The 24123-nt window shown below is 67.0% G+C and carries 18 protein-coding genes; 12 read left to right on the top strand and 6 right to left on the bottom strand.

The window, feature by feature from the left end:
* Positions 1-101: 101 nt before the first annotated feature.
* The 6 genes from AC1MH0_RS14910 to AC1MH0_RS14885 all read left to right on the top strand — a co-directional run bounded on the left by AC1MH0_RS14910 (position 102) and on the right by AC1MH0_RS14885 (position 7937).
* Positions 102-665, top strand: coding sequence for a 2Fe-2S iron-sulfur cluster-binding protein (locus tag AC1MH0_RS14910; RefSeq protein ID WP_480963426.1), 564 nt, complete (start codon positions 102-104; stop codon positions 663-665).
* Entirely contained in the window at positions 662-1642 is a 981-nt protein-coding gene (locus AC1MH0_RS14905; RefSeq protein WP_480963425.1) for an FAD binding domain-containing protein, read from the top strand. The genes AC1MH0_RS14910 and AC1MH0_RS14905 overlap by 4 nt, the downstream gene beginning before the upstream one ends.
* Before the next feature lie 2 nt (positions 1643-1644).
* Positions 1645-3876: a xanthine dehydrogenase family protein molybdopterin-binding subunit gene (locus AC1MH0_RS14900; RefSeq protein ID WP_480963424.1), complete on the top strand. Its 2232-nt coding sequence runs from the start codon at positions 1645-1647 to the stop codon at positions 3874-3876.
* Positions 3877-4091: 215 nt separating this feature from the next.
* Positions 4092-6311 (top strand): molybdopterin cofactor-binding domain-containing protein, encoded by a 2220-nt coding sequence (locus AC1MH0_RS14895; protein WP_480963423.1) that lies wholly within the window; start codon positions 4092-4094, stop codon positions 6309-6311.
* 98 nt (positions 6312-6409) lie between these two features.
* Complete coding sequence (locus AC1MH0_RS14890; protein WP_107964075.1) at positions 6410-7333, top strand: XdhC family protein; 924 nt, start codon at positions 6410-6412, stop codon at positions 7331-7333.
* Positions 7320-7937 (top strand): nucleotidyltransferase family protein, encoded by a 618-nt coding sequence (locus AC1MH0_RS14885; RefSeq protein WP_480963422.1) that lies wholly within the window; start codon positions 7320-7322, stop codon positions 7935-7937. The genes AC1MH0_RS14890 and AC1MH0_RS14885 overlap by 14 nt, the downstream gene beginning before the upstream one ends.
* Here the strand turns inward: AC1MH0_RS14885 and AC1MH0_RS14880 are convergent.
* The 4 genes from AC1MH0_RS14880 to AC1MH0_RS14865 all read right to left on the bottom strand — a co-directional run bounded on the left by AC1MH0_RS14880 (position 7912) and on the right by AC1MH0_RS14865 (position 12892).
* Positions 7912-9120: an ABC transporter permease gene (locus tag AC1MH0_RS14880; protein ID WP_480963421.1), complete on the bottom strand. Its 1209-nt coding sequence runs from the start codon at positions 9118-9120 to the stop codon at positions 7912-7914. The genes AC1MH0_RS14885 and AC1MH0_RS14880 overlap by 26 nt on opposite strands.
* Positions 9121-9310: 190 nt before the next feature.
* Positions 9311-10105 carry an ABC transporter ATP-binding protein gene (locus AC1MH0_RS14875; RefSeq protein WP_480963420.1) on the bottom strand — a complete coding sequence of 265 codons (795 nt, stop codon included), beginning with the start codon at positions 10103-10105 and terminating at the stop codon, positions 9311-9313.
* Positions 10038-11420, bottom strand: coding sequence for an efflux RND transporter periplasmic adaptor subunit (locus AC1MH0_RS14870; RefSeq protein ID WP_132896869.1), 1383 nt, complete (start codon positions 11418-11420; stop codon positions 10038-10040). The genes AC1MH0_RS14875 and AC1MH0_RS14870 overlap by 68 nt, the downstream gene beginning before the upstream one ends.
* Complete coding sequence (locus tag AC1MH0_RS14865) at positions 11420-12892, bottom strand: efflux transporter outer membrane subunit (RefSeq protein WP_480963419.1); 1473 nt, start codon at positions 12890-12892, stop codon at positions 11420-11422. Before AC1MH0_RS14865 ends, AC1MH0_RS14870 begins: the two co-directional genes overlap by 1 nt.
* Before the next feature lie 614 nt (positions 12893-13506).
* Between AC1MH0_RS14865 and otsB the strand changes: the two genes are divergently transcribed.
* Genes otsB through AC1MH0_RS14850 form a run of 3 tightly spaced genes read left to right on the top strand, consistent with a single transcriptional unit; the run spans position 13507 to position 17476 of the window.
* Positions 13507-14298, top strand: coding sequence for a trehalose-phosphatase (gene otsB / locus AC1MH0_RS14860; RefSeq protein WP_480963418.1), 792 nt, complete (start codon positions 13507-13509; stop codon positions 14296-14298).
* Positions 14295-16091 carry a glycoside hydrolase family 15 protein gene (locus AC1MH0_RS14855; RefSeq protein ID WP_480963417.1) on the top strand — a complete coding sequence of 599 codons (1797 nt, stop codon included), beginning with the start codon at positions 14295-14297 and terminating at the stop codon, positions 16089-16091. The genes otsB and AC1MH0_RS14855 overlap by 4 nt, the downstream gene beginning before the upstream one ends.
* Positions 16088-17476: an alpha,alpha-trehalose-phosphate synthase (UDP-forming) gene (locus AC1MH0_RS14850; protein ID WP_480963416.1), complete on the top strand. Its 1389-nt coding sequence runs from the start codon at positions 16088-16090 to the stop codon at positions 17474-17476. The genes AC1MH0_RS14855 and AC1MH0_RS14850 overlap by 4 nt, the downstream gene beginning before the upstream one ends.
* Positions 17477-17631: 155 nt before the next feature.
* Here the strand turns inward: AC1MH0_RS14850 and AC1MH0_RS14845 are convergent, their stop codons facing one another.
* A complete protein-coding gene (locus AC1MH0_RS14845) occupies positions 17632-18711 on the bottom strand; it encodes a mechanosensitive ion channel family protein (RefSeq protein ID WP_480963415.1) in 1080 nt (359 codons plus the stop codon).
* A 62-nt stretch (positions 18712-18773) separates the two neighbouring features.
* Here AC1MH0_RS14845 and AC1MH0_RS14840 point away from each other — a divergent pair, with 62 nt between their 5' ends.
* The 3 genes from AC1MH0_RS14840 (at position 18774) to AC1MH0_RS14830 (ending at position 21993) form a co-directional block, all read left to right on the top strand.
* Positions 18774-19559: a phosphocholine cytidylyltransferase family protein gene (locus AC1MH0_RS14840; RefSeq protein WP_480963414.1), complete on the top strand. Its 786-nt coding sequence runs from the start codon at positions 18774-18776 to the stop codon at positions 19557-19559.
* Entirely contained in the window at positions 19556-20671 is a 1116-nt protein-coding gene (locus AC1MH0_RS14835) for a hypothetical protein (protein WP_480963413.1), read from the top strand. The genes AC1MH0_RS14840 and AC1MH0_RS14835 overlap by 4 nt, the downstream gene beginning before the upstream one ends.
* A gap of 197 nt (positions 20672-20868) precedes the next feature.
* The gene (locus AC1MH0_RS14830; RefSeq protein ID WP_480963412.1) at positions 20869-21993 is read left to right on the top strand and encodes a CDP-alcohol phosphatidyltransferase family protein; all 1125 of its coding nucleotides are present in this window, start codon (positions 20869-20871) and stop codon (positions 21991-21993) included.
* A gap of 191 nt (positions 21994-22184) precedes the next feature.
* Here AC1MH0_RS14830 and asnB read toward each other — a convergent pair whose 3' ends face one another.
* A complete protein-coding gene (asnB, locus tag AC1MH0_RS14825) occupies positions 22185-24119 on the bottom strand; it encodes an asparagine synthase (glutamine-hydrolyzing) (RefSeq protein ID WP_480963411.1) in 1935 nt (644 codons plus the stop codon).
* Between the last annotated feature and the right edge of the window lie 4 nt (positions 24120-24123).

Raw genomic sequence — 24123 nt, 5'->3', positions numbered from 1 at the left:
CCGATGTGTGAGAGCTTGTCGCAATAGGAAACGATCGGTCGCATCGGCGTTGAGTCCTCGAAATCCGTACATTCCCGGCACATTCAACCAGGGGCACCGCCATGCATTTCACGATCAATGGTCAATCATATGACGCTGAGCCCGATATTCGTACGTCGGTGCTCGACCTGTGCCGCGAGCATCTCGGGCTGACGGGGTCGAAGAAGGGCTGCGACCATGGCCAGTGCGGCGCGTGCACGGTGCTGATCAACGGGCGCCGCATCAATTCCTGCCTGACGCTCGCGGTGATGCACCAGGACGACGAGATCACGACGATCGAGGGCATCGGCCAGCCGGGCAATCTCCACGCCTTGCAGGACGCGTTCGTGCGGCATGACGGATACCAGTGCGGCTATTGCACGCCGGGGCAGATCTGTTCGGCGGTCGGCATGCTCGACGAGGTCAAGAAGGGCTGGGCCAGCCATGCGTCGGGCGACCTGACCGATCCGAAGTTCGACGACGCCGAGATTTCCGAGCGGATGAGCGGCAATCTGTGCCGTTGCGCCGCGTATCCGAACATCGTCGATGCGATCCGCGAAGTCGGTGGTGCCGAGCCCGCAGGCCGGACCGCGGACGAGAAGGACGCCGCGATGGAAGCCAACGCGCGCGGGGAGCTGGTGGCATGAAGACCTTCACCTACGAGAAGGCCGCTACGCCCGAGGCTGCGGTCAAGGATATCGATACGGCGGGCGCGAAGTTCATCGCGGGCGGTACCAACCTGCTCGACCTGATGAAGTTGCAGGTCGAGACGCCGGACAAGCTGGTCGACATCTCGCGGCTCGATCTCGCGAAGATCGAGGAACGCGAGGATGGCGGGCTGACGATTGGTGCGCTGGTGCCGAACAGCGATCTCGCCGCTGATCGCCGCGTCGTCGCCAAGTACGAGGTGCTGAGCCGCGCATTGCTCGCCGGGGCCTCGGGGCAGTTGCGCAACAAGGCGTCGACCGGAGGCAATTTGCTCCAGCGGACGCGGTGCTATTATTTCTATGATACCGCGGCGGCGTGCAACAAGCGCGAGCCGGGCAGCGGCTGTTCGGCGATTGGTGGCTTCAACCGCATTCTTGCCGTGCTGGGGACGAGCGAGCATTGCATCGCGACGCACCCGAGCGACATGGCGGTGGCGATGCGTGCGCTCGACGCGACGATCGTGACGTTGAAGGCGGATGGCGATCGTCGGCGGATCTCGATCCACGACTTCTATCGCCTGCCGGGCGACACGCCGCAGATCGAGAACGCGCTCGAAGCGGGTGAACTGATCACGCACATCGAGCTGCCGGCACCGGTCAAGGGCAAGCAGGAATATCGCAAGGTGCGCGATCGTGCATCGTATGCGTTCGCGCTCGTTTCGGTGGCGGCGATCGTCGACGTGCAGGACGGCGTGATCGCGTCGGCCTCGCTCGCGTTCGGCGGGCTCGGCCCGATGCCTTGGCGCAACCCGGCGGTCGAGGCGGCTCTGGTCGGCAAGGCGCCGTCCGATGCCGTGTTCGAGGCGGCGGCGACCGCGCTGCTGGCCGACGCCAAGGGCTATGGCTCGAACGACTTCAAGATCCCCCTCGCCCGTCGCACGCTGATCGCGACGCTGCGCAACGTCACGGGAGCATAAGCATGTTTGGTCTTGGCACTACGAACAGCCTGACGATGGACAAGCCGCATCCGGACAGTCTTCTGGATACGGGCGTCCAGGGCGTCATCGGCAAGCCGCTCGACCGGATCGACGGTCCGCTGAAGGTCACCGGCACGGCGACCTATGCCGCGGAATACCAGTTCGCCAACATGGCGTACGGCGTGCTGGTCGGCACGAAGATCTCGGCGGGCAAGGTCGTTTCGATCGACGTCGATGCCGTGAAGGCGATCCCCGGCGTGATCGACGTCGTCACCGATTTCGACCAGTTCATCCGCGTCTCTGCGCAGGGCGGCGCGACCGACGCCCCGACGCAGGGCGTGAAGGACATCGCGTTCTTCGGCCAGATCGTCGCGATCGTGCTCGCCGAGAGCTTCGAAGTCGCGCGCGATGCCGCGGCGCGGCTGCCTATCGAATATGACGAAGCCGAGGGTCAGTACGACTTCGCCGCGCACCGCGACGAGACGCGGACGCCGCCGGACGACGCGACGCCTGCGCACTTCAAGCAGGGCGACGTCGACAAGGCGATGGCCGAGGCGGCGGTGACGATCGATTCGACCTATGTCACGCCGAGCCAGAATTCGGCGGCGATGGAGCCGCATGCCTCGACCGCGGTATGGGAAGAGGACGGTTCGCTGTCGCTGTACGGCGCGTACCAGATGCCGACGTCGGACGCGCAGCAGCTGGCGAAGTCGCTGGGGCTGTCCGAGAAGAAGGTGCGTATCATCGCGCGCTATATCGGCGGCGGGTTCGGATCGAAGCTCGGCATCGCACCCGAGAGCGTCGCGGCGGCGATCGCGGCGAAGCAGCTTGGCCGTCCGGTCAAGGCGGTGATGTCGCGGCCGCAGGTGTTCGAGGCAACCGTGCGGCGGTCGAATACCGAGCAGCGCGTGCGGCTGGCGGCGGATGCGGACGGCAAGCTGTCGGCGATCGGTCACGAGACGCTGACATCGAACCAGCCGACCGAGGATTATTTCGAGCCGGCCGGGATCGGCACGCATCTGCTGTACGGCGGTGAGAACCGGCTGATCACGCATGAGGTGGTCGATGTGAACTTCGTGCTGTCGGGTTCGATGCGCGCGCCGGGCGAAGCCGTCGGGATGCTCGCGCTGGAAGGCGCGATGGACGAGCTGGCCGAGAAGCTCCAGATGGATCCGATCGAGCTGCGCAAGCGCAACGATCCGAAGATCGACCCCGAAAAGGACGTACCCTATTCGTCGCGCAACCTGACGCGTGCGCTCGACGAGGGTGCGAAGAAGTTCGGTTGGGACAAGCGCCAGAAGGCCGGCACGCGGCGCGAGGGCGAGTGGCTGATCGGCATGGGCGTCGCTTCGGCGGTGCGCGGCAACATGATGATGGAATCGTCCGCCAAGGTCGAGATCCACCCGGACGGCTCGGCGACGGTGTCGTCGGCGATGACCGATATAGGCACCGGCAGCTACACGATCCTGGCACAGATCGCGTCGGAGATCCTCGGGATTCCGGTCGAGAACATCACGATGTCGCTGGGTGATACCAACGATCCTCCGGCGGCGGGTTCGGGCGGTTCGTGGGGTGCGGCGTCGTCCGGGACCGCGGTGTATCTCGCGTGCGAGATGCTGCGCGGGAAGCTCGCCAAGGCGGCGGGCGTCGACGAGGACGGCCTGACGCTCAAGGACGGCAACGCGATCGGCGACAACCGCTCGACGCCGATCGGCGAGCTGGTCGGCAAGGGTCTCGAGGCTACCGGGCACATCAAGCCGGGCAAGCAGGAGAAGGAGACGTCGCAGGCTGGGTTCGGTGCGCATTTCGCCGAGGTCGCGGTCAACGTGATCACTGGCGAGACGCGGGTGCGGCGGATGCTCGGGTCGTTCGCGGCGGGGCGCGTGCTCAATGCGAAGACCGCGCGGTCGCAGTGCCTCGGCGGGATGACCTTCGGGATCGGCACCGCGCTGACCGAGGACCTCGTCCACGACACGCGGACCGGCAAGCTGGTGAACCACGATCTCGGCGAATATCACGTGCCGGCCAATGCGGACGTACCGCAGATGGATGTCCACTTCGTCGACGAGCGCGACATCCATGCGAACCCGATCCATGCGAAGGGGATCGGTGAGCTGGGAATCTCGGGTGCGGGTGCTGCGGTGGCGAACGCGGTGTTTAATGCGACCGGCATCCGGGTGCGCGAGTTCCCGATTACGCTGGACAAGTTGCTGGATCAGTTGCCGGCTGTTTGAGGGCTGACGATACCATAGACAGGTACCACCCCGGCGAAGGCCGGGGCCCAGTTGGGGGACTAAGATAACGAAGGATCGTCCTCCGTTATCGAGACCTTTCCAACTGGGCCCCGGCCTTCGCCGGGGTGGCGGCGAGGTAGAGGGCGTCTCACTCTCAACCCTCGTCAAACGTCCCCGCCCTACCCATATCCTTCCCTCCACCCGAGGACCGCAGAATGAACGAACACGTGATGGATGCGGCGTTTCGGCCGGGTGGGCTCGACCGCGCGAAGCAGGGCGTCCTCGGGCTTGGGCTCGACCGGATCGAGGGGCCGGCTAAGGTCACCGGCGTTGCGGATTATGCGTATGAGGGCACACCCGACGGCATCGCCTATGCCGCGATCGTCGGCACGCCAGTTGGCAGCGGGCGCATCCTCGGCATCGACGTGAGTGCCGCCGAGACGTTGCCTGGCGTCATTGCTGTCATCCATAACGACGCGCGCATGCCTGCCGGCGAGTCCAACTCGCGCGCGATGCCGCTGTTCGATACCGACGTCATTCTCCACCTCGGCCAGCCGGTCGCGATCGTCGTCGCGGAGGACCAGGCGATCGCGCGCGATGCCGCGGCGCTGGTCGTGGTTCGCACCGAGGCGGGCGAGGATCGGTTCGACGTCGAGGCGCAGCCGGTCGATACCGCTCCGAAGATCGGCTTCCTGCCGCCGATCGACAACGGCGATCTCGACGCGGTGATGGCGGACGCGGTGATGGCGGACGCGGCGGTGACGTTCGACCGGACCTACACGACCCCCGTGCATTTCCCCGCCGCGCTGGAGCCTCATGCCACCACCGCGTGGTGGGAGGGCGACAAGCTCACCGTGCGGTCGAGCAACCAGGTGATCGGCGGCGCGCGCAAGACGATCGCGAAAGCGCTTAAGATCGATGCGGACAAGGTGCGCGTGCTGGCGCCGTATGTCGGCGGCGGGTTCGGGGGCAAGACCGGTGTGGGTCCGGAAACGATCCTCGCGGCGATCGCGGCGGAGGTCGTTGGGCGGCCGGTGAAGGTCGCCCTCCCCCGTCGCCAGACTGCGTATATGGTGCATCACCGCTCGCACACGACGCAGCGCATCCGCATTGCCGCCGACGAGCACGGCGTCATCCTCGGCATGGGGCATGAGAGCGTCGTCGCACAGAACGACGATGGCGAGTTTCTCGAGCCGGTGCCGTTCGGGACGCTGCCGCTGTACCGGGGCGACGCGCGGCGCTTCAAGACCGACCTTGTCCGCGTCGACCTGCCGGCGAGCGGTGCGGTGCGTGCGCCGGGCGAGGCGGTCGGGACGTTCGGCGTCGAGTGCGCGATGGACGAGCTGGCCGAGCAGCTCGGGATCGACCCGATCGAGCTGCGGCGGCGCAACGAGCCCGAGACCGATCCGGTAAGCGGCAAACCGTTCTCCACGCGGCGGATGCTTGATTGCTACACGCAAGGTGCCAAGCGGTTCGGATGGCCGGACACGGTGCCGGCGCCGGGGTCGGTGCGCGACGGCGAGTGGCTGGTCGGGATCGGCATGGCGGCGAGCCTGCGCGGCAATTTCACCGTCGAGGCGCAGGCGCGCGTGCGGCTGGAGGCGGATGGCCGCGCGACGGTCGAGTGCGACATGACCGACATCGGCACGGGGACGTACACCATCCTCGCGCAGACCGCCGGCGAGATGCTTGGGCTGCCGGTCGCCGAGGTCAATGTGCGGCTCGGCGATACCGACTTCCCGCCGAGCGCGGGGTCGGGCGGGTCGTTCGGCGCGGGCAGCGCATGTTCGGCGGTGGTGCTGGCATGCGAGGATATCCTTGGCGAACTGGCGTTGCGGATGAACGCTGCGCCAGAGGAACTGAGCCTGCACGACGGCTGCGTGAGCGCGGGCGGACGATCGGTGAAGCTTGCCGATCTGGTGCGCGGTGAGCCGATCGTGGCGATGGGCAAGACCAGGCCGGGTGCCGAGAGTAAGCGCACCAGCCAGGCGAGCCACGGCGCGCACTTCGTCGAGGTCGCGGTGAATGCGGTGACGGGCGAGACGCGCGTGCGGCGGATGCTGGGCGTGTTCGACGTCGGCCGCGTGCTCAATCGCAAGACCGCGACGAGCCAGATTACGGGCGGGATGGCGTGGGGGATCGCCTATGCCCTCAGCGAAGAGGGCATCGTTGATACGCGGACCGGGGCGTTCGTGAACCCCGATTTCGGCGAGTATCATGTCGCGGTGAATGCCGACATTCCGCAGCTCGAAGTGCATTTCATCGAGGACATCGACGATTCCGCGAACCCGGTTGGGGCGAAGGGCGTTGGGGAGCTCGGGATTTCCGGCGCGGGGGCTGCGGTGGCGAATGCGATCTACAACGCGACGGGGGTGCGAGTTCGGGACTTTCCGGTGACGCTCGACAAGCTGCTGGCTGGACTACCCTCCCTATAAGAGCTGTTCCCCCGCGCAGGCGGGGGGCCAGGATACCAAACGGAGCGTTCGTGGCTCCTGGGCTCCCGCCTTCGCGGGAGAACGAGAAGAGAGACAACATGGCCGAAAACGATAGCGTGCTCGCTGCTGCGAAGACCTGGAAGGGCGAGAAGATGGCGATCGCCACGGTCGTCTCGACCTGGGGATCCGCGCCTCGGCCCAAGGGGAGCCATATGCTCGTCCATGCCGATGGGCGGTTCGAGGGATCCGTCTCCGGCGGCTGCGTCGAGAGCGATATTCTCGCTACCGCCGCCGAGGTGATCGCGGGGGCGCCGTTCCAGGTGCGCAACTACGGCGTGGCGGATGCGGCGGCGTGGGAGGTCGGGCTGCCGTGCGGCGGCGAGATCGCGGTAATGGTGCAGCCGGTGTCGGCCGAGGGGTTCGATCCGGAACTGTTCGACCGGATCGCCGATGCGCGCGACCAGGGCGATGCGCTGACCGTGACGACCGATCTCGCGACCGGACACAGCGACGCGCGCCCGCTGGAGACCGGCGAGGTGTTCGTCAACCGCTACGATCCACCGCGCCGGTTGCTGATCGTCGGCGCGGTGCAGATCGCGCAGGCCTTGGCGGGCCTCGCGCGTGAGCTCGGGATCGAAACCGTCGTGATCGATCCGCGGGCGCGGTTCCTGACCGAGGAGCGGTTTCCGGGCGTGACGCTCGACGACCGCTGGCCGGACGAGGCGATTGCCGCGCTCCGCCCCGGTCCGTCGACCGCTGTCGTGACGCTGAGCCACGACATCAAGATCGACGACCCGGCGCTGATCGCGGCGCTCGCGTCCGATGCCGCGTATGTCGGCGCGCTCGGCAGCCGCAAGAGCCACGCGGCGCGGCGCGAGCGGCTTGCTTCGGAGGGCGTTACGGCGGAGAACATCGACCGGATCGACGCGCCGGTCGGGCTCGACATCGGTGCGATCGGACCCTCGGAAATCGCGCTATCGGTGGCCGCGGCGATGATAGGAGCGTTCAATGATCGCCGCTGAAAACGTCTTCCTCATCCTCCTCGCGGCCGGGCGCTCGGAGCGGTTCGGCATCCCCAACAAGCTCGAGGTGCCGTTCCTCAACAAGCCGCTCGGGATGCACGTCGTTACCGCGTTCGAGAACATTCCGTTCAAGCGCCGGCTGGTGGTCACCGATGGCTGCAAGCTCGACTTCATCAGCCATCATTTCGAGGTGGTGCATAACGACGATCCGTCGTCGGGGATGTCGCAGTCGGTGAAGCTCGGCGTGCAGTGCGCCAAGGACGAGGGCGCGGAGGCGGTGCTGATCGCGCTGGCGGACATGCCGCGCGTGACCGCGGCGCATATCTACCGGATGCTCGATGCCGCCGACAGCGCCGACGCGGTGGTCGCGTCGAGCGATGGCGAGAAGCCGAGCCCCCCTGCCCTGTTCGGGCGCGAGCGGTTCGATTTCCTGCTGACGCTTGACGGCGATGCCGGCGCGCGCGATCTGGTGCAGGCGGGGCGGCACGTCGTCACCGCGCCGGCCGAACTGATCGATATCGACACGCCCGAGGATCTCGACCGGCTGCAGGCGCTGGTCCGTGATCCCGAGGCGGCGATCACTCGTGCCTTAACGCGTCGATAGGGTTCATCGCCGCGGCACGCCGTGCGGGGAAATAGCCGAAGACGACGCCGATCACTGCGGAGATCGCGAACGCGAAGATGTTGATCTCGGGCACGAACAGCCACTGAACCTTGATCAGCGGCGCGATGATCGCGATCGCGGCCTGCGCGACGATCAGCCCGATGACACCGCCGAGGCACGACAGCGCGATGGCTTCAACGAGGAACTGCAGCAGCACCTCGCGCGCGACCGCGCCGATCGCGAGGCGGATGCCGATCTCGCGCGTGCGCTCGGTCACCGACACCAGCATGATATTCATGATGCCGATCCCGCCGACCACCAGGCTGATCCCGGCTACCGCGGCGACGATGCCCGTGAGCAGGGTCGTGGTACCGGTTAGCGTGTCCGAAATCTGCTTGGTGTCGAAGATGTTGAAGTCGTCGGGCTTGTCGCCGGTGATGGTGCGACGTTCGCGGAGCAGGTCGGTGATCCCGGCCTGGACGGTGCTGGTCGAGAAACGCTCGTCGACGCCGACCAGCATCAGGCGGATATCGCGGTTGCCGGTGAAGCGCCGCTGGACCGCCTTGATCGGCATGACCACGGTGTCGTCCTGATCGCCGCCGAACCCGGCCTGGCCGCGCGTGGTCAGCACGCCGATCACGTCGCAGCTGATCGGTCCGATACGGAACCGGTGGCCGACCGGATCGCCGCCGGGGAACAGGTTTTTCGAGACGGTATTGCCGATGATGCAGACCGCGGCACCGGCGCTTTCCTCGACCGGCGTCCAGCGGCGGCCCGCGGCGAGCGGCCATGGCTGGACCTGGAAGATGGCGTCGGTGGTGCCGTTGATCGTGGTCGACCAGTTGGCGCCTTCGTAGATCGCGGTGGCAGTGGCGCTGGCTTGCGGCGCGACCGCGGTGACGCCGGCGATCTGGTTGGCGATCGCGGCGACGTCCTCGGGCTTGAAGTCGGGCGGACGCGGGCCCCCGCCGCCACGACCGAAGCCCTGGCCGGGGCGGACTTGCAGGATGTTGGTGCCGAGCGTGGAGATCGACTGCTGGACGGCGGCGGTGGTCGCCTTGCCGAGCGTGACCATCGTCACGACCGCGCCGACGCCGATGACGATGCCGAGGATGGTGAGGAACGACCGCAGGAGGTGGCGGCGGATCGAGCGGAGCGCGAGGACGAGGGTGGTGCCGAACATTAGCTTTCTTCCCCGCGCGAGACTTCTGCTCCCCCGCCCGCTTGCGGGAGGGGGTTGGGGGGTGGGCTCGCGGGTTCGGCAAACGCAGCGGTCGAAGCGCGCGCCGGAGCTACGGCTGGCGTTGCGTTCGAGGTGAGCGCGTGCCCACCCCCGGCCCCTCCCGCTTGCGGGAGGGGGGAAGAAAGGGCGCTCACGAGTCCACCCTCTCACCTTGGCGGTGCTGGCTTTCGATGCGTTCTACCAGGCCATCCTTGAAGTGGACCACCGTCCTGGCGAAGGCGGCCATGTCGGGTTCGTGCGTGACCATCAGGACCGTGATGTTCTTTTCCGCGTTCAACCGCGTGAGCAGCTGCATGATCTCGACCGAGCGTTCGCTGTCGAGATTGCCGGTGGGCTCGTCGGCGAGCAGCACGTCGGGACTCGTGACCAACGCGCGGGCGATCGCGACGCGCTGTTGCTGGCCGCCGGACAGTTCGGCCGGGGTGTGGTCCCACCAGTCCGCGAGGCCGACGGTGTCGAGGCTCGCCATCGCGGCATCCCTACGCGCGCGCTTTTCGTCGCCGCGGTAGAGCAAGGGGAGTTCGACATTCTCCAGCGCGGAGGTGCGCGAAAGGAGGTTAAAGCCCTGGAACACGAAGCCGAGATATTTTCGGCGGAGCAGCGCGCGCTGGTCGCGGTCGAGCGTCTCGACGTGGTGGCCGCGGAACAGGAAGGTGCCGTCGCTGGGCACGTCGAGACAGCCGAGGATGTTCATCGTCGTCGACTTGCCTGACCCCGACGGCCCCATCACCGCGACGAAATCGCCGGCCGCGATGTCGAGGTCGACGCCCTTGAGCGCCTGGAACATCGTCGCGCCCTGCCCGTACGTCTTGGTGACGCCGCGCAGGGAGATGAGCGGTTCGGCGGTGAGCGGCGCGTTACTGGCCACCGCCCCCACCCTTGCTGGCGCCGCCTGAGCGGCGTGGGCCGCCGCTGCGCTTGGCATCGTCGCCGCCGCTCGCCAACTGGCCGGTAATGACCTGCGCGCCGGGTTGGAGATTGCCCGACAGGACTTCGGTCATCGTGCCGTTGGTGTCGCCGGTGGTGATCTGCACGGGCTGCGGCGTGCCGTCCGCGCCCTTGACGTAGATCGTCTGCTGCGCGCCGCGAGCGACCGTCGCGGTGCGCTCCGCACCACCGCCACGGCGCGGACGGAAGGTCAGCGAGCCGGCGATACCGCCGCCTGCATCGCCGGACGCCGCGGTCGGCTTGAAGCGCAACGCGGCGTTGGGGACGAGCAGGACGTTGCGCTTGTCCGACGTGACGATGTCCGCGGTCGCGGTCATGCCGGGGCGCAGCGTCAGCGACTGATTGCCCACCGTCAGGTCGGCCGCGTACGAGACGACCTGCCCGGTGGTCGAGGTCGCGGTGGTCGAGGTCGACGAGGTGGCCGAACTGACCGTCAGGTTCGAACCGAGATCGACGCGGCTGATCGTCGCGGGGAAGGTCTGGCCTGGGAACGCATCGACGGTGAAGCTGGCCTTCTGGCCGATCTTGACCTCGCCCACGTCGGCTTCGTCGATCGCGACCTCGAGCTTCATCTTGGTGAGGTCTTCGGCGATCACGAACAGCGTCGGGGTGTTGAACGAGGACGCGACGGTCTGGCCGGGATCGATCTGGCGCGCGAGCACGACGCCGGTGACGGGCGAGCGGATGATTGCACGCGCCCGCTGCGTCTGGTTCTGCGCGAGGAGCGCGCGGCTGGCGACGACGTTGGCTTCGGCGACCTTCTGCGCCGCGACGGCGCGCGCGTAATCGGCGCGACCGGTCTGGAGCTCGGTCTTCGACGGCACGCGACCGCCCGACAGGCGCGAGACCTCTTCGAGGCGATTCAACTGCGCGCGCGATTCGGCGACGGTGGCCTGTGCCTGCGCCACCTGCGCCTGGTTCGCCGCGAGCTGGGCGCTGGTCTGGCGGATCTGGTCGTCGAGCTGTTCGGGGTCGATCAGCGCGAGCGGCTGGCCCGCCGTGACGCGGTCGTTGACGTCGACGACGACCTTGGTGACGAGGCCCGACAGCTGCGAGCCGACCGTGACCTGCGTGGTCGGGGCGAGCTTGCCGGTTGCCGAAACGCTGACGGTCAGGTTGCCGCGCTGGGCCGCCTGCGTCGAATATTGCGTCTGCTCCTTCGCGCCGAAGCACTTGGCGAGCAGGAGGCACAGCAGGACCACGCCGACCGCGATCACGACCCACTTTACGTAGCGTTTCCAGGGGGCCTGCGGCTTCACGCCGAGGAAGTCGTCGATCGATGCGTCGGCCATCAGCGTGCCTCTGGATTGGATATGGGCGCTTGCGGGATCACGGTGGAGTCCCAGCCGCCGCCGAGTGCGGCATAGAGTGCGATCAACGCGGTGGCCGCGTCGGCGCGCGCCTGCGTGGCGCCGTTGCGCGCGGACAGGAGCGCGGTTTCCTGCTGGTTGAGCGTGGTGAAGTCGGTGAGGCCGGTGCGGTACTGGCTGCGGCTGAGGATCGCGGAATTGTTCGACGCGTCGAGCGCGATCGCGAACTGTCGCTCGCGTTCCTGCGCGGTCTGGAGCGCGACGACGGCGTTCTCGACATCTTCGAGCGCGGTGAGGACGGTGGACTTGTAGAGCGCGAGCGCGCCGTCGGCGGCGGCTTCGCTCGTGCGGACCTGGCTTCGCAACCGCCCGCCGTTGAAGATCGCCTGGGTCAGGCCGGCGAAGAGGCTGCCGGTGATCGCGTCGCCGATGTTGCCGATCGAGGTCGCGTTGGTGTTCAGGTTGCCGGTGATCGCGAGCGCGGGATAGAGCTGCGCCTTGGCGACGCCGATCCGCGCGGTGGCGGCGGCGAGCGCGCGTTCGGCGGAGCGAATGTCGGGACGCTGGCGCAACGTGTCGCCGGGAATGCCGACGCCGACCGCGGCGGGACCGGTCGGGATCGCCTTCACGGGCGCCATCATCGCCCGGAGCGCGCCGGGCGCCTGCGCGGTCAGCACGCCGATACGCGCGACGGCAGCGGCATATTGCTGGTCGAGGCTCGGGATCGTCGCGGCGGTCTGCGCGCGCTGGGCCCGCGCCTGTTCGGCGTCGACGCTGGAGACGAGCCCGGCCTGGACGCGGAAGCCGGCGATCTCGAGATTGTCGTCCTGGATCGCGAGCGAGGCGCGGGCGTTGGCGAGTTGCTGCTGGTACGAGCGGGCGAGCACGTAGTTGCGCGCGACCTCGCTTTCGACCGAGATCAGCACGGTGGCGTAGTCGTAGCCCGACGCGGCATAGTCGGCGCGGCTGGCCTCGACGGTGCGGCGGATCTCGCCGAAGACGCCGACCTGATAGCTGGCGCTGGCGCCGAGCGTGAAGCTGTTGGCACCGCCGCCGCCGGTATCGACGACCGTGCCGTCTGGGAGCGTGAACGAGCGCCCGCCGCCACGGACGTTCTCGTTGCGCTGATACCCCGCCGAGCCGTTGACCGTCGGAAGCAGCGACGCACGGTTCTGGAGCAGGCTTTCGCGGGCCTGGCGGAGGCGGGCGACGGATTGCGCGATGTCGAGGTTGGCGGCGGCGGCCTGCTCGACGAGCTGGCCGAGGACGGGGTCGTCGAACTTCTGCCACCAGCGGGTGAGGTCTTCGGGGCTGGTGACGGGGGTGACCGAATAGGCGTCGGGGACGCCCAGCTCTGCCGCTGCCTTGGGTTGGTAGTCCGGGCCGACGGTGCAGCCGGCTAGCAGGACGGCCGCGGAGACGGGTGCGATGAGGAGGGCGCGGACGCGGGACATGGACGGCAGGCATGACCAAGCGGCTGGGGCTAGTCCAGCGGTTTTGTGTCGCGAGGTGTCGCAGGTGGGGTGGATTGGAGGGGTGTGGCTTCATCTAGCGCCGGCGCCGCGGACTTGCTCGGCTGCTATCCCGATGGGATGTGTGTGCGCTGTTTAGCGTGGGCCACCCCCCGCTACTTGTTCTCCCGCGAAGGCGGGAGCCCAGTCTGGGTCCCCGCCTTCGCGGGGAAACAAGGTTTGCAGGCCTGAAATGGAGTGAGATGTGCATCCTTTAGCACCTCCTCGGCGGAGGCCGGGGCCCAGTTGGAACGTCTGAGGTGATATCGCGCAACATGCTTCATTGCCGTCCCCCAACTGGGCCCCGGCCTTCGCCGGGGTGGTAGGATGCGATGGGAAAATCAGGGTCCGCCTCTTTCTTGTTCCCCTGCGGAGGCGGGGGGCCAGGGTTACGGGCGCTGCGCTGCTGGATCCTGGGCTCCCGCGTTCGCGGGAGAACAGGAAGGGTGGTCGCGCTAATCAAGCCCACCGCCCCCTCACCCATCCCAAAATTCGAACCGCACCCGTTCCAATTTTGCAGTGCAGCGGAACGGAGCGGTGGCGCTAGGGGTTCAGGGATGATGCTAGCCGAACGCCAGCCCGCGACTGATATCCTCGCGCCGCCCCCCACCTTGCCCTACGCCGTGCCCGACGCCGTGAGCCTTTTCTTCGATTTCGACGGGACGCTGGTTGATCTTGCCGCGACGCCGGATGCGGTCGTGGTGAGCCAGGTCCTGCTCGATACGCTCGATACGCTCGCCGAGCGCTTCCCCGGTCGCGTCGCGATCATCAGCGGGCGCTCGATCGCGCAGCTCGACGCGATGCTCGGCCGCCACGCGCATTTGTTCGCGGTCGCGGGCAGCCACGGCGCCGAGACACGCACGCCCGACGACGGCCACGTCGCCGCCAAGCGCCCTGCCTCGCTCGAAGCCGCCTCCGACTCGTTCCGTAACTTCGCCGACGCCAACGGCCTCGTCTACGAAGCCAAGAGCCTTGGCGCCGGGTTGCACTACCGGATGGCGCCGGACTTCGAACCCGCCGCGGTTCGCCTCGCCGAAGACCTCGCCGTCACCCACGGCCTCACGCTTCAGCGCGGCAAGATGATGGTCGAGCTGCGCACCCCCGGCGACAAGGGTGCAGCGCTTCGCAAACTGATCGATGCCCCGGCGATGGCGGGCAGCGTGCCGTATTTCTTCGGCGACGACGTTACCGACGAGGACGGGTTCGAGGCCGCGCGCGACCTTGGCGGGGCGGGCGTGCTGATCGGCGAGCAACGGCCTACCGCCGCCACCTACCGCCTGAACGACGTTGCCGCACTTCGCGACTGGATTGCTGCCATATTGAAAACACCCACGTTGGAAACACGATGACCGCACCCACCCAAAAAGCCGACATGAACCTGTGGCCGATCGGCAATTGCCAGGTCTCCGCGCTGATCGACAGGACCGGCACGTTCGTCTGGGGCTGCGTGCCTCGCGTCGATGGCGACCCGGCGTTCTGCGCGCTGCTCGGTGGCGATGCGCCCAAGACCGGGTTCTGGGCGATCGAACTGGAGGGCGGGGCGAAAACCACGCAGGCCTATATTCGCAACACGCCGATTCTGGTGACGCGGCACGAGGACGAGGCGGGCAACGCGGTCGAGGTGATCGATTTCTGCCCGCGCTTCGTGCGCGAAGGCCGCACCTATCGCCCGACCAGCTTCGTCCGGATCGTCAAGCCCGTGGCTGGCTCGCCGCGCATTCGCGTTCGGATGCGGGTCGCGACGAACTGGGGGAAGCCGACCGAGCACACGCAGGGTTCGAACCACATCCGTTTCCTGATGGACGACCAGACGCTGCGGCTGACCACCGATGCGCCGGTCGGGCATATCGTCGGCGAGAACTGGTTCCGGCTCGAGCGCCAGATGCACCTGTTCCTCGGCCCCGACGAGAGCTTCGCGGGCGTGCTGCACGAGGCCGCCGAGGCGATGCTGTCGCGGACCAAGGACGAGTGGCGCCACTGGGTGCGCGGACTCGCGACGCCGGTCGAGTGGCAGGACGTCGTCATCCGCGCCGCGATCACGCTGAAGCTGTGCCAGCACGAGGAGACCGGTGCGATCGTCGCCGCGCTCACCACCTCGATCCCCGAGCATGAGGGGTCGGAGCGCAACTGGGACTATCGCTACTGCTGGATCCGCGACGCCTATTATACCGTGCAGGCGCTGAACCGGCTGGGTGCGCTCGACGTGCTCGAAGGCTATCTCGAATATCTGCGCAACATCGTCGACGCATCGAAGGGGGGGCACGTCCAGCCGCTCTACGGCGTCGGCGGCGAGGCGACGCTGATCGAGCGGATCGAGAGCGACCTGCCCGGCTATCGCGGCATGGGTCCGGTGCGTGTCGGAAACCAGGCGTACGAGCAGATCCAGCACGACGCGTACGGCCAGATCATCCTGTCCGACGTCCAGGCGTTCTTCGACAAGCGGCTGTTCCGGATGTCGAGCGAGGAGGACTTCAAGAGCCTCGAGCTGGTCGGCGACCGTGCGTGGGAGACGTACGACAAGCCCGACGCGGGGCTTTGGGAATTGCGGACCAAGGCGCACGTCCACACCTATTCGGCGGCGATGTGCTGGGCGGCGTGCGACCGGCTGGCCAATGCTGCGGAGGTTCTCGGGCTCGAGGATCGCCGGACGTTCTGGGAGGAGCGCGCCAACACGATCCGTACGACGATCGAGCAATCGGCGTGGCGCGAGGATACGCAGCGTATCTCGGCGACGTTCGGTGGCGATGATCTTGATGCGAGCCTGATCCAGCTGCTCGACCTGCGCTTCTTCGCGCCCGACGATCCGCGGTTCCAGTCGACGCTGAAGGCGGTCGAAGAGGGTCTCAGGCGCGGCAGCCACATGCTGCGCTATGCGACCGAGGATGATTTCGGCCTGCCGCACACCGCGTTCAACGTCTGCACCTTCTGGCTGATCGAGGCATTGCATGCGACCGGCCGCACTGCCGACGCACGCGCGCTGTTCTGCGAGATGGTCGCGCGGCGGACACCTGCCGGGCTGCTGTCGGAGGATATCGACCCGAACACCGGGGAGCTGTGGGGCAATTATCCGCAAACCTATTCGCTGGTGGGGCTGATCAACTGCGCGGTCCTGCTCAGCAAGCCGTGGAGTGCCGTCCGATGAGCCGCCTCGTCGTCATCTCGAACCGCGTCCAGTCGGTCGATGCGCCTTCGGGCAACCAGGGTGGCCTTGCCGTCGCGTTGCTCGCGGCACTCCGCGAAAAGGGCGGCGTGTGGTTCGGCTGGTCGGGCTCGACCACCGAGACCTTTACCGGCCACATCAATTTCCAGCAGGGCAAGGGCGTCACTACCGCGACGATCGACCTCGAAGAGCAGGATTTCGACGAATATTATAACGGCTATGCGAACCGGACCTTATGGCCGCTGTTCCATTACCGGATCGACCTGACCGAGTTCGAGCGCGACTTCTCGAGCGGCTATGCTCGCGTAAACAAGCGGTTCGCGGAGACGGTGCTGCCGTTGATCGAACCCGAGGATCTGGTGTGGGTCCACGATTACCACCACGTCCCGCTCGGCCAGGAACTGCGCAAGCTCGGCGTCGAGAACAAGATCGGGTTCTTCCTCCATATCCCGTGGCCGCCGATGGCGATGCTACTGTCGCTGCCGAGCCATCGCGCGCTCGTCGAATCGATGTTCGCGTACGACGTGGTCGGGTTCCAGACGCAGGACTGGCTCGACAGCTTCCTGCATTACGTCACCAGCCAGCTGGACGGCGTGGTCGGCGAAGATGGCTGGGTGACGGTCGGTGACCGCACGATCAAGGCGATCACGACGCCGATCGGGATCGAGACCGCGGACTTCGAGAAGTCGGCGAACAGCGACGCCGCGCGGCATGCCAAGGAGCGGATGTACATGTCCGCGACCGGGCGCAGCCTCATCGTCGGGGTCGACCGGCTCGATTATTCGAAGGGTCTCGCCGAGCGGTTTGCTGGGTACGAGCGCTTCCTCGGGTCGCATCCGGATCGGCGTGGGCTGGTCTACATGCTCCAGATCGCGCCGCCTTCGCGCGAGAAGGTCGACACGTACCAGGAGATCCGCGCGAACCTCGATTCGATGTCGGGGCGGATCAACGGCGAATATTCGGACATCGACTGGACGCCGATCCGCTACGTCAACCAGGGTTTTCCGCGGGATGTGCTGGCCGGGATCTACCGCGCGGCGCGCGTCGGGTTGGTGACGCCGTTGCGCGATGGGATGAACCTGGTCGCGAAGGAATATGTCGCGGCGCAGGATCCCGAGGATCCGGGCGTGCTGGTGCTGTCCCACTTCGCGGGCGCGGCGACGCAGCTGAAGGACGCGGTGCTGGTCAATCCGTACAGCCCCGAGGAAATGTCCGACGCGATCGACCGGGCGCTGAAGATGCCTCTCGCCGAGCGGAAAGCGCGGTGGGAGAAGCTGATCGACAACGTGCGGAAGGAGGACGTTATGTGGTGGTGCGAGCTGTTTATTACGGCGCTCGAGGCGGTGCCGGAGCACGTCGAGGCCTGACGTCTTGGCGCCTTGAATAGGGGGGAGCCTAACTTCTTGCCCCCCTCCCTGGAAGGGAGGGGTTGGGGGGTGGGTCGGCCAGTTTCAGCCAATACGCCTGAGAATTTGCGGAAGCCAACCCACCCCCGGCCCCTCCCTTCCAGGGAGGGGGGAAGTTAGGCTCGACCCACCGGGTCCGGCGCCATCAGCAGGCGGTTGCGGGGGATAGCCTCAGGCATTTCCTCGCGGATATACTTCAGCAACGCCTCGCGCACGTCACACCGCAGGTCGAACGCGATCGCGGCGTCCTTGGCGGTCATCAGCCCACGCAGTTCGATGCAGTCGGTCTTCACGTCGGTCACCTGGAGGTTGTAGAACCTCTTGTCCCAGCGCGGGTTCGACGTGACGATCTCGCCCAGTTTCTCGCGCAGCTGCGGCACGTCTGCGGACGGATCGAGATACCAGAACACCGAGCCCATCAGCTGGCTCGTCTCGCGCGTCCAGTTCTGGAAGCTCTGTTCGAGGAACTTCGACACCGGCACGACAAGGCGGCGTTCGTCCCAGATCTTGATGACCACGAATGTCAGGTTGATCTGCTCGACCCGCCCCCATTCGCCGTCGACGATCAGCACGTCGTCGATCCGGATCGGCTCGGTGAACGCCATCTGCACGCCCGCGATCAGGTTCTTCAGCGCCGGCTGTGCGGCGGCACCGACGACGAGGCCGGCGATACCGGCCGACGCCATCAGCGTGACGCCGATCGAGCGAATGCCTGGGACGCTGAGCAACATCAGGCAGACGCTGACGAAGATGATGAAAAACGTGCCTATCCGCCCAAGGATCGCCGCCCGCGTGCGCTTGCGGCGGGCGCGGAGATTGTCCTCGACCGAGATGTCCGCGCGGATCTCGATGACGTCCTGAAATGCGCGGAGCGCCGCGACCGCGAGCCAGCCGAGCAACCCGGGGACGAGGAAGCCGAGCAGCTGTTTCCACAAATCCTCGATGTCGTTGTCCATCGGCAGGATCCGCGAGACGAACGCGACCGCGACCGAGACGAACACCGCGCGCAGCGGGCGGCGCACGCGGGCAAGAACGAGGCCGTCGGTCTTGGCGGTCGAGCGACGCTGGGCGTGGCCGCCGATCCGCATCGTCAGCCAATGCGCGACCAGCGCGACGAGGACGGCCGCCGAGACGACGGCGACGCTCTCCAGCCAGACCCATTCGGGGGGTATGTGGAGCGATCTGAACATGCGCATTTGAGCGCAACGGCCGGGTGGGCATGCGAGTTCCGCTGCAGTGCAGCATGATCGCGCGATACATGGCAGCTTTTTTCCTGCCACACTTCGTGCGTAAGTCCGCGCCCATGAAGGCCATCATCCTTGCTGCCGGTCACGGATCACGGCTGCTGCCGTTGACGCTGACGACGCCGAAATGCCTCGTGCAGGTCGGTGGCCGCGCGATCTTGGATCATCAGCTGGATGCGGTGGCGGATGCCGGGTTCGAGGGGGCGGTGATCGTCGGCGGCTACCGGATCGAGCAGGTCGCGGCGCATCTGGCGGCGCGCGAAGGCGGCGTACCCACCGAACTCGTGTTCAACCCGTTCTGGGCGATCGCCAACAGCATCGGTAGCGTGTGGGCATCGCGCGGATTTCTCGAAGAGCCGTTTGCATTGATGAACGGCGACACGCTGTTCGATGCGGCGATTTTGCGCGCCGCGCTTGCCGATTCCGGATCGGGTGTGAAACTGGTCATCGAGCCGCTGGTGACGCCGGGGCTCGATGACATGCTGGTCGAGGCGGACGGCGACGCTGTCGTCGCGGTCGGCAAGCATCTGGTCGGGCACCAGGCGACCGATCGATCGCTCGGGCTGATCGTCTCGACCGGCGGCGGCGTCTATGCCGAGGCGTTGCGCGCGGTGATCGGCGAGGACGACGGCATCCACGCCTATCATCACGCGGTCGTCCGCCGCGTCGCGGAGACCGTCGGCGTCCGCGCGGTGCGAATCGGGAGCGATGTCCGCTGGCAGGAGATCGACCGGCCGGAAGACATCGCGCTGTGGCAGCATGACCATGACGCGCCTGCGGGCGGCGCTTCGGGGTCATGACGCGGAAAGTCGCGTTCCTGTTTCTCGGCGAGACGCTGCTGATTCCGCATCTGTATCCGATCGTCGAGGCGCTCGCTGCGAAGTCGGACGTGCCGATCGAGCTTTGGGTGAGCACGTCGGTGCACGAGACGTTGCTGACGCGGTGGACGGCGCGCTTCCCTAATGTGCGGGTCCGGCGAGCACCGGGGTTTCGCGCGGTTGCCGACGATGGGACCGGGCGCAATCCGGTGCTGCCGGCGAAGATGCCGATGCTGGTGCGACTGCTTCCCTATCTGCGCAGCGCGGCGGTCGTCGTGTGTGCCGAGCAGACGAGCCTGTGGCTGCCGCGGCTGTTCCCGATGCGCGCGAAGTTCGTGAAGACGTCGCACGGAGTCGGCTCGATGAGCGCGCGCGACGATCGGCGGCGGCGGGCGGCGGCGTTGACTCTGGTGCCGAGCGAACTGGAGCGGCAGACCTATCTCGACCGCGAGTTTGCGCCCGAGCGGTTCGTCGCGACCGGCTATGTAAAGGCTGACTTCACGCACCGGACGCACGCCGCGCCGCCGTTCGCGGATATGCGGCCGGTCGTGCTGTATACGCCGCACTGGCAGGAGCATCGCTCGTCGTGGTGGCGCTGGGGGGCGGAGGTGGTGCGGCGGATCGTCGCGGACGGGCGCTACAATCTGATCTTCGCGCCGCACCAGCGACTGGTCGAGCGCGCGCCCGAGGTGGCGGAATTGATGCGCGAGATCGAGGGGTTGCCGCATGTGCACTGCGACATCGACGGGTTCGCGATGGTCGATGGAAGCTATACCGGCGTGGCGGACGTGTATCTGGGCGACACGTCGAGCCAGGTGATCGAATTCCTGATGCGGCCGCGGCCTTGCGTGTTCCTCAATGCGGGGGGTGCCGCCTGGGAGGGCGATCCGAACTACGCGATGTGGGCTTGTGGGGAGGTGGTTGGCGACGTTGCGGATGTCGTGGCGGCGGTGGATCGCTCGGCTTTGCGGCATGCGGAGTATGCGGCGGTTCAGGCGGAGTTTGCCGGGCGGTCGCTGGGGGCGGTCGAGGGTGGCGCGGCGAGAGCGGCGGGAGAGATTGTTCGAGTGTTGGGGGCCACGCCCATTCGATAACTGCACCGCCCCGGCGGAGGCCGGGGCCCAGTTGGGGGACTTCGCTAACGACGGACTGCGCGCAGTTACTCCGGACATTCCAACTGGGCCCCGGCCTCCGCCGGGGTGGTGGACTTGGGTAGCGCCCTCTCCTTCGCCGTACACTCTCGCCCCACCCCCCTCTCGCTTTCACGACCAGATCGGGTAACGGGTGCGGCATGGTAGATTCGACAGCCCCTACGCCAGCGCTCCGGACCGTCCGGGCGAACGACACGCTGCTCTGGGGCATGACCAATGCCGAGCGGATCCGGCGGATCGGCGTCGCGCAGGGTCTGGCCACCGATGGCGACGGCGACACCGGGCCGGTGATCCTCGCCAACCTCGCCTATGCGTTCGACCCGATGTGGATCGCGTATCTGAAGACGCGGCCGGGTACCGTCGTGACTCGTACCGGCGTGCCCGTGCTCGCGCATGTCCGGGATGCCGACGAGCGCGCGCGGATGACCGCGGCGATGCTCGGCGAGGCGCCGCTGGTGACCGGGCTGACGGTGATCGCCGCCGAAACCGAGGAAGGCATCTTCAACGAGGCGTTGCGCAAGCGCGAACGCCCGTTCGCCGAATTGCTGACCCCCGCCGCGGTGCCGGCGATCGAGCGGGCGAGCTATGTCGGCGCGTACAAGGGCGTCACCGACCTGCTGACCAAGTATCTGTGGCCGGAATGGGCGCTGGCGATCACACGGGTCTGCGCGCGCGCCGGGATCACGCCCAACCAGGTGACTGCGCTCGGATCGGTGCTGTGCATCGTCGCGACGGTAGCGTTCTGGTATGGCTCGTTCTGGACCGGGCTCGGCACCGGGTTGTTCTTCATGGTGCTCGACACCGTCGATGGGAAGCTCGCGCGGTGCACGATCACCTCGTCGAAGCTGGGGAATGCGTGGGACCACGGGGTCGATCTGGTGCATCCCCCGTTCTGGTGGTGGGCCTGGGCAGCCGGCTGCGCGCCGTACGGGCGGCCACTCGAGGACGGCGTGTTCTGGGCGGTGATCGGGACGATGCTGTTCGGCTATGTCGCGCAGCGGCTGATCGAGGGGGCGTTCATCGTCCGGTTCGGGATGCACATCCATGTGTGGGAGCGGTTCGACAGCTGGTTCCGGCTGATCACCGCGCGGCGCAATCCGAACATGGTGATTTTGTTCGCGGGGCTGGTGGTGACACGGCCGGATTGGGGGATCGTCGGGGTGGCGGCGTGGACCGCGATCTCGTTGGTGGTGCATCTAGTGCGGCTGCTGCAGGCGATGGTGCGCAAGGCCAAGGGTGAGACGCTGACGAGTTGGATGGCTTGAGGGCATTGTCGTCATCCTGACGAAAGTCAGGACCCAGGGTGACAAAGGTGGACGTCCGTTGCTCTGGGTCCTGACTTTCGTCAGGATGACGGTGAGTGATTGGTGCCCTGTTCTCCTGCGAACGCAGGAGTCCAGGATTACGAGGGGTGGCATTTGTAACCCTGGGCTCCTGCGTTCGCAGGAGAACAGGGTCAGAAAGTGGTGACAGCCAAGGCTTTGGGCCGTCCGATCCACCAGAGGCAGTAGATCGCCAGCGCGTACAGGAAGCGGCTATGGTCGCGCTTGCCCGCGCGGTGATCGGCGAACACCTTGTCGACCGCGCCAGCGCGCCAGATGCTTTGCTCGCGGACGCCGCTGGCGCGCCAGAGTTGCTCGGCATACGCGCCGAAATCGCCGGCGAACCACGCCGCCAGCGGCATCTGGAAGCCCTGTTTCCGCCGGTCGAGTATCCCTTCGGGCAGCCACGGCGCGATGGCCTGGCGGATCACGTATTTGCCGATCTTGCCGTGCAGCTTCATGTTGGCAGGCATCGACAAGGCCAAGTCGACCATCCCCTGCCCCAGCATCGGCACGCGCACTTCGAGCGAATGCGCCATGCTCGCGCGGTCGACCTTGGTCAGCATCGCGCCGGGCAGATTGAGCGCCAAGTCGGCGAGGCCGAACTGTTCGAGTGTGTCGGTCGAGATCGCGTCGGGATCGGGGAAGTATTCCGCGACCAGTGCGGCGATCCCGCGTTCTTCCTCGGCAATGAACTCGGCGGAGAATATCTCGCGGCGGAAGGCTTCGTTGGTGATCTGCGTCTTGGCGAAGAACCGCGCGATGCCGTTCGGGAGTGCGGCGCTGCCGGTGGTCTTCCGCCAGCGTTGCAACACGGCGTTCGCATGGCGTGAGGGCAAGGTCGGGACAGCATCCAGCGCACGCGCCAAGCGACGCAACGGCGCGGGCAGCGCCCCGATCCGGCGTTCGGTCGCGTGGCGCTTGTAGCCGAAGAACAGTTCGTCGCCGCCATCGCCCGACAGCGCGACCTTGACCTCCTGCGCGGCGATCTGGCTGACGTACCAGGTCGGCACCGCGGAGGGATCGGCAAACGGCTCGTCATAGCAATGCTGGACCTCGGGGAGCATCGCCTGCGCATCCGCCAGTTCCAGGGTGCGCGTGACGTGGTGGCAGCCGAGATGCCGCGCGATCGCCTCGGCATGCGGCGATTCGTCGAAGCGCGGGTCGGGGAAGCCGATCGTGAAGGTGCGCACGGGCCGATCCGAGACCCGCGCCATCGCCGCGACCACCGCGGACGAATCCACCCCGCCGGACAGGAATGCGCCGACATCGACATCCGCGACCATCTGCTTGCCGATCGTGTCGAGCCATTCGTCGCGGAAGCGCTCGATCCAATCCGCCTCGGACCGGGTTTCAGAAGGATGATAGGCGGGCGTCCAATAGGCGCGCATCGTCGGCGTGCCGCTCGCCTCGACGGTCATCACATGGCCTGGCGGCAGCGTGCGGACCTGCGCGTAGATCGAGCGCGGGGTGCGGACATGGCCGAAGCTGAAATAATCGTGGAGTGCACGCCGATCGACGTCGAACGCCATGCCGGGGAGCAACGTCAGCGTCTTCAGTTCTGAGCCGAACGCGAACCCGGCGGCCTGGTCGGTGTAGTAGAGCGGCTTGATCCCGATCGGGTCGCGCGCCAGCGTCAGGCGGCGGGCGTGCGTATCCCATACCGCGACCGCGAACATCCCGTCGAGCCTTGCCCAGACGTCGTCGCCCCAGCGTTCGTAGCCGGCGAGGATGACTTCGGTATCGCCCGCACTCTCGAACACGCGGCCGAGCGCCTGCAACTCGCGGCGCAATTCGCGGAAATTATAGATCTCGCCGTTGAAGACGAGCGCATAGCGGTGGTCGGGCGAATGGAACGGCTGGTGCCCGCCCTCGATGTCGATGATGCTCAGCCGGCGCATGCCGAAGCCGAAATCGCCATCGGTCATAACGCCCTGGTCGTCGGGTCCGCGGTGCAGGATCGTATCGCACTGCGCGGTAATGAGGCGGGGCGAGACGACATCGCCACCTCGTGCGTAAAGGCCGGCAATTCCGCAGATGACGAACGATCCCTCGCATGACGGCAGCACCGCC

This window comes from Sphingomonas sp. AP28 (assembly GCF_056680455.1).
The sequence above is the reverse complement of the archived record's forward strand: the minus strand, read 5'-3'. Positions and strand labels throughout refer to the sequence as shown.